Origin of the sequence: Rhodopseudomonas palustris, assembly GCF_003226555.1 — a bacterium.
GTDB lineage: Bacteria > Pseudomonadota > Alphaproteobacteria > Rhizobiales > Xanthobacteraceae > Rhodopseudomonas > Rhodopseudomonas palustris_I.
In genome coordinates this window covers 1,458,739-1,465,043 of record NZ_QKQS01000023.1, presented here as the reverse complement: position 1 = coordinate 1,465,043, position 6,305 = coordinate 1,458,739, and the positions used below count along the sequence as shown (strand labels likewise).

General features: G+C 64.4%; 4 protein-coding genes and 2 pseudogenes. 3 read left to right on the top strand and 3 right to left on the bottom strand.

The annotated features are described in order from the left end of the window. The 3 genes and pseudogenes from DNX69_RS26685 to DNX69_RS19310 all read right to left on the bottom strand — a co-directional run. Positions 1-343 (bottom strand): annotated as a pseudogene (locus tag DNX69_RS26685) (DNA ligase-associated DEXH box helicase); the annotation flags it as partial. 138 nt (positions 344-481) lie between these two features. Further along, positions 482-1,702: an ABC transporter substrate-binding protein gene (locus tag DNX69_RS19315; protein WP_110787513.1), complete on the bottom strand. Its 1,221-nt coding sequence runs from the start codon at positions 1,700-1,702 to the stop codon at positions 482-484. Between the two features lie 217 nt (positions 1,703-1,919). Beyond that, positions 1,920-3,140 (bottom strand): ABC transporter substrate-binding protein, encoded by a 1,221-nt coding sequence (locus DNX69_RS19310; protein WP_110787512.1) that lies wholly within the window; start codon positions 3,138-3,140, stop codon positions 1,920-1,922. Positions 3,141-3,476: 336 nt separating this feature from the next. On the opposite strand from DNX69_RS19310, the gene DNX69_RS19305 reads away from it, so the two are divergent. The 3 genes and pseudogenes from DNX69_RS19305 to DNX69_RS26680 form a co-directional block, all read left to right on the top strand. Next, complete coding sequence (locus DNX69_RS19305) at positions 3,477-4,832, top strand: outer membrane protein (RefSeq protein ID WP_110787511.1); 1,356 nt, start codon at positions 3,477-3,479, stop codon at positions 4,830-4,832. 131 nt (positions 4,833-4,963) lie between these two features. Then, entirely contained in the window at positions 4,964-6,010 is a 1,047-nt protein-coding gene (locus DNX69_RS19300) for a ligase-associated DNA damage response exonuclease (protein WP_110787510.1), read from the top strand. Then, positions 6,007-6,305: pseudogene (locus DNX69_RS26680) on the top strand (ATP-dependent DNA ligase); the annotation flags it as partial. The gene DNX69_RS19300 and the pseudogene DNX69_RS26680, both read left to right, overlap by 4 nt.

The following is a 6,305-nucleotide window of genomic DNA, read 5'->3' as shown; positions in this document are numbered from 1 at the left end:
GCGCGGTATGTGGGGGCGTCTCCGCATCGCGCGCCCCTGCGACAGAGGGAGGCTCATCAGCCCCCTCACCCGACTGACCGGCTGCGCCGGCCAGTCGACCTCTCCCCGCCGGCGGGGAGAGGTTAAGCCGCGACGCAGTGCTCAGCTCCACCAGCGACGGCAGGAACCCGGCCAGCGTCTTGCCGGCGCCGGTCGGGGCGATCAGCAGCGCGGACGCTTGCGCCCGCGCCTTCTCCAGCAGCGCCAATTGATGGTCGCGCGGCGCCCAGCCGCGCGCGGCGAACCAGCGCTGGAACAGCTCGGGCAACAAATCGTACGACGGGGCAGAATCGACGGCGCTCACGCTGCCAAAGTAGGCACTGACGTCGCTCGGGTCGAGATGCCGCCGACCGGGACGGGCCGGTTGCAGTCCCAGGAGCCGAAACGCAAACGCCCGCCAACAGGCGGGCGTCGAGAGACCGGCGAAGCACTCAGCAGCAGGTCACTCGGTGACGGCCTTCTCCGAAATCTGCCATTCCTTGCCGTCGAACTCCATGGTGTGCAGCGTCTTGATCGAGGTGTAGTCGGTCGGCGAGTACGAGTAGCTGACGTCGTCGAGCATGTGCGGCGCACGAAAGCCGCCGAGCATCGAAGCTTGCTTGAGAACGTTCGCACGCGTGAGGTTGTCGCCGCAGCGGCGCAGAATTTCCGCCATCGCGGCGGCCTGGCCATAGCCGGCGAACGCGATCGAATTGTCCGCCGCGACATTCGGCAGATACTTTTCGCGCAGCGCTTCGAACGCCTTCACATCGGAATCATTGGCGTATTTCGGCGATCCGATGTCCTTGACGTAGGAAATCGCCACGATGCCTTTGGCGTTGTCAAAGCCGGCGGCGTGCAGGATCGAGCGGCCGGTGGAGCCCGCCGACAGCAATTGCAGCGGCTTCCAACCAAGCTCCGCCACCTTGCGGATCGACTGCGACGTCGCCTTGCCGGTGGTGATGTTGTAGAACACGTCGGCGCCGGACTTCGACAGGTTGATGAGCTGGGAATCGATCGTCGGATCGGTCAAGTCGTAGCTCGCCTCGGCCACCACCTTGGCCTTGCCGCCGGCGTTTTCGAGCACCTTCTTGAACGGGCCGAGGAAGTCGCGGCCGAAATCGTCGTTCTGGTACAGAATCGCGACCTTGGCGTCGGGCTTCACGCTGAGCACGTATTTGGCGAGGATGCGCGCCTCGGTCGGGTACAACGGCAGGCCCGCGAGGGTCCATTTGAAGTGCTTCGGATCGTTCCACTTCGAGGCGCCGGTGTTGAGCAGAAGCTGCGGCACACCCTTAGAATTGAGATATTTATGCACGGCAGTCTGCGGCGCGGTGCCGAGCGAGCCGTACAGCGCCAGCACTTCCTCCTGCTCGACCAGCTGCCGGGTCGCTTCGACCGCCTTCGGCGCGCTGTAGGCGTCGTCCTTGGTGAAGAACCTGACTTTGCGGCCGTTGATGCCACCTTTCTCGTTCAGCATCTCGAAATAGGCTTCGCCGACCCGGCCGAGTACGCCGTAGAGCGAACCGGGGCCCGAATGCGGCACGGTCTGGCCGATCTTGATCTCGGTGTCGCTGGCGCCAGGATCGTATTTCTTCTCGGCCGCGACCGACGGGGTGGCGGCGAGCAGCAGCGCGCTCAACACGGCTGATGATGCAAGGACGGATTTCGAGCGTGGGTTCATGCGGTTTCCTCCTGATGTGCCGGCTCGCTGTGCGTCCGGTCTCGTTTGACCGCGGCTGCTCGCTTCTACGGCGGCATGTCCTCGGCAGAATGCGCGGGCTTCGTCACGCCGGTGGGGGTAGATCCCATCGACGCGACAAAGCCGAGCGTAACACATCACGTCTCAAGACGACTCGCAAAGCCGCCCGAGAGCAGAAACCTTACTTGATCGCGGAAAATTACTCCGTGAACGGCTTCTCCGAGACGTCCCAGTCGGTGCCGTTGAAGGTCGCGATGTAGAGCGTCTTCATCGGCGTGTAGTCGTCCGGCGTGTAGCTGTAGTCGATGCCGTCGAGGAAGTAGGGCGAGTGGAAGCCCTTCAGCGAGGCGGCCTGCTTCAATACGTTCTCGCGGGTCAGGTTGTCGCCGCAGCGGCGCAGGATCTCGGCCATCGTCACGGCCTGGCCATAGCCGGCGTAAGCAATGGTGTTGTCCTTGTCGACGTTGGGCAGGTACTTGGCACGCAGCTCCTCGAACGCCTTGACGTCCGGATCGTTCTCGAACCGCGGTACGCCGACTTCCTTCGAATAGCGGATCGCCACGATGCCCTTGGCGTTGTCCAGCCCGGCGGCGTTGAGGATCGAGCGGCCGGTCGAGCCCGCCGACAGCAGGTGCAGCGGCTTCCAGCCGATTTCGGAGATCTTGCGGATCGACTGCGACGTGGCCTTGCCGGTGGTGATGTTGAAGAACACGTCGGCGCCGGACTTCGACAGATTGATGATCTGTGAATCGATCGTCGGCTCGGTCAGGTCGTAGCTCGCCTCGGCCACCACCTTGGCCTTGCCGCCGGCGTCTTCGAGCACTTTCTTGAACGGCCCGAGGAAGTCACGGCCGAAATCGTCGTTCTGATACAGGATCGCCACCTTGGCGTCCGGCTTCACCGCAATGACGTGCTTGGCGAGGATGCGCGCCTCGGTCGGGTACAGCGGCAAGCCCGCCATGGTCCATTTGAAGTGCTTGGGATCGTTCCACTTCGACGCCCCGGTGTTCAGCAGAAGCTGAGGAACCTTCTTGGAATTCAGATACTTGTGAACAGCGGTCTGGGGCGCCGTGCCGAGCGAGCCGTACAGCGCCAGCACCTCTTCCTGTTCGACCAGCCGGCGGGTCGCCTCGACCGCCTTCGGCGCACTGTAGGAGTCGTCCAGGGTGATGAACTTGACCTTGCGGCCGTTGATGCCGCCCTTCTCGTTGAGCATCTGGAAGTAGGCCTCGCCGACGCGCCCGAGCACGCCGTACAGCGAACCGGGACCGGAATGCGGAACCGTCTGGCCGATCTTGATCTCGGTGTCGCTGGCGCCCGGATCGTATTTCTTGTCGGCTGCGGTCGCGGTGCCGATGGTCAGCGTCGCCGCCACAACCGCGGCAGCGGACGCAAGGACGGAATTGTAGGTTAATTTCATCGCGTTTTTCTCCCCTGGTGCCGGATCGAAGGTCCGGTTCTCGTTCGGCCGCGGCGTGGTTCGCTTCTGCGGCAGGGCATCCTTCTCACAAGGGGAGAGGGCCGCAACCCTCCAAAACATTGAGAAAATTCGATAAACACGCAGTACGTGCAAATCATGCCGCAGGACGGGCAATCTGCTAGCGACCTGACGCCGCACCCGGAACCCGGCGACCGGGAATTCCCTGCGTCAATCAATTGTTTACCCGCGAATTTCAGAGGGTGTGGCCGCGCGGGTACAGACGACTCGGCACCGCCCACGTAATGTTCGCGAAGGTTTAAGAGGGGATTCCCGTCCATGAAACGCATTCTCGCCGGTGTCGTACTGGCCAGCACCGCCGCCGTCAGCGCCCAAGCGGCCGATCTCGCCGTCAAGGCTCCTTACCTGAAGGCCCCGGTTGCCGCCGTCTACGACTGGACGGGCTTCTACATCGGCGCCAACGTCGGCGTCGGTGTTGGCCGCGATCTCACGGCGCATGCCTTCCCGGCCGGCGGCACGTTCAACACCACCTATTTGCAGCCTCAGGGCGCGATCGGCGGTGGTCAGATCGGCTATAATTGGCAGATCGGCTCGATGTTCGGCCCGATGCTGATCGGCGTCGAAGCCGACATCCAAGGCAGCGGCGTCAGTGATGGCGGAACGACGCTGAACAGCTTGGCCGGCCTGGTGAACTACAATCAGAAACTCGATTGGTTCAGCACCGTGCGTGGCCGCGTCGGCCTCGTGCGCGGCCCGGCGGTCGCCTACTTCACCGGCGGTTACGCGGTCGGAAACGTCAAGACTACCGTCACCGAAGGCGGCTTGGTGGCGTTTGACAGCAGCAAGACCCGCTCCGGCTGGGTGATCGGCTCGGGTGTGGAAGCAGCGCTGGGCGGCAACTGGACCGGCAAGATCGAATATCTGTATCTCGACCTCGGCAACCAGACCGACTTTTTCGGCAATCAGAGCCTGCGCACCGAAGTGCGCGAGAGCATCTTCCGCGTCGGTCTGAACTACCGGATCGGCGGCAACGGAGCATACATCACCCCGCCGCCGGCAAACTGGGCCGGCCTGTACATCGGCGCCAATTTCGGCGGTGCGCTTGGCCGCAACAGTTCGACCGCTTCGATCCTCGGCCTCACCGAGCAGTTCAGCCTGTCGCCCGACGGCTACGTCGGCGGTGGTCAGATCGGCTATAATTGGCAGGCCGCGAACTGGGTGTTCGGCGCCGAAGCCGACTTCCAGGGCTCGACCCAGAAGGACGATCGCACCGCGGTGTTCGGTTCGAACCTGATGTACAACCAGAAGCTTCCGTGGTTCGGCACCGCGCGCGCGCGCATTGGCTACTCGCTCGGCTCGACCCTGTTCTATGCCACCGGCGGTTACGCATACGGCAACGTCAAGACCAACATCACGACGCCGATCGTCAGCGACACTGTGACCCGCACTCGCAGCGGCTACGCGGTCGGCGGCGGCATCGAGACCCCGTTCCAACTGTTCGGCCTACTCGGCCCGAACTGGACCTCGAAGACCGAATATCTTTATGTCGACCTCGGGAAGAGCGACGATTCGTTCTTCGGTGGCGCCCTGAACAGCACCTCCAAGGTCACCGAGCACATGCTCCGCACCGGCATCAACTATCACTTCAATCAGCCGGTGGTCGCGAAGTACTGATCTTCAACGACCAGCACGAAGAACACCGAAACCCCGGCCTCGCGGCCGGGGTTTTTGTTTGCGTCAGCGCCGCAATGGAACCAGAACGGGGCCGGACTCGTTTGCCTGCCGGTCCCTCCTATATTGCCAGCATGCGCCCGTACGATCTCCTGACGCCGCTCCCCTCCGGCCTGTGCTGCAAGCCGGGTGGCTTCCACATCGATCCGGTGCGCCCGGTCGAGCGCGCGGTGATCACCCACGGCCATTCCGATCACGCCCGCGCCGGCCACGGTGCCGTGCTGGCGACCCGGCAGACGCTCGACATGATGCGGCTGCGCTACGGCGAGAATTTCGCCGGCATGACCCAAGCGGTCGCGTATGGTGAGACGATCCGGCTCGGCGACACCATGGTCACGTTGCATCCCGCCGGCCATGTGCTCGGCTCGGCCCAAGTCGCGGTCGAAGCCGGCGGCATCCGCATCGTCGCCTCCGGCGACTACAAGGACGCACCAGACCCAACCTGCACGCCGTTCGAGATCGTGCCGTGCGACGTCTTCATCACCGAAGCAACCTTCGGCCTGCCGGTGTTCCGGCATCCCGACGCGGCGGGCGAGGTCGCAAAGCTGCTCGACTCGGTCGGGCTGTTTCCGGAACGGGCGCATCTGGTCGGCGCCTATTCGCTCGGCAAGGCGCAGCGGGTCATCGCGCTGATCCGCCAGGCCGGCTACGACGCTCCGATCTATCTGCACGGCGCGATGGAGACGATCACGCATTACTATGCGGAGCAGGGCGTGCCGCTCGGCGAGCTGCGGCCAGTGAAGGGCGTCAAGAAGGCCGAGCTTGCCGGCACCATCACGCTGGCCCCGCCGTCGGCGACTTCGGATCTGTGGACGCGCCGCTTCCCCGACCCGCTCACCGCGTTTGCATCGGGGTGGATGCGGGTACGCGCCCGCGCCCGTCAGCGCGGCGTCGAGCTGCCGCTGGTGATTTCCGACCACGCCGATTGGGACGGCCTCACCGCAACCATCGCCGCCACCGGCGCCGGCGAAGTGTGGGTTACTCACGGCCAGGAAGACGCGCTGGTGCATTGGTGCCAGACCAAGGGCCTCGCCGCACGGCCGCTCGATCTGGTCGGCTATGGCGACGAAGATGAAGACGTCGGCATGCCGGCAAGCGACAGCGAGGCCGCAGAGGCATGAATCGCTTCGCCGAACTGCTCGACCGCCTCGGCTACGAGCCCGGCCGCAACAACAAGCTGCGGCTGATCACCAATTACTTCCGCGAAGTCGAAGATCCCGACCGCGGCTGGGCACTGGCGGCGCTCACCGGCGCGCTGTCGTTCCGCCACGCCAAGCCCGGACTGATCCGCGCCCTGATCGCCGAACGCACCGACCCGGTGCTGTTCGGCCTGTCCTACGATTACGTCGGCGACCTGTCCGAGACGGTGGCGCTGATGTGGCCCTCGCCGCATGCACAGCGCAACTCCCCTCCCCC

Bases quoted from the DNA above. Each gene is read 5' to 3' on its own strand.
- DNX69_RS19315 (WP_110787513.1), bottom strand. From the start codon at position 1,702: ATGAACCCACGCTCGAAATCCGTCCTTGCATCATCAGCCGTGTTGAGC.
- DNX69_RS19310 (WP_110787512.1), bottom strand. From the start codon at position 3,140: ATGAAATTAACCTACAATTCCGTCCTTGCGTCCGCTGCCGCGGTTGTG.
- DNX69_RS19305 (WP_110787511.1), top strand. From the start codon at position 3,477: ATGAAACGCATTCTCGCCGGTGTCGTACTGGCCAGCACCGCCGCCGTC.
- DNX69_RS19300 (WP_110787510.1), top strand. From the start codon at position 4,964: ATGCGCCCGTACGATCTCCTGACGCCGCTCCCCTCCGGCCTGTGCTGC.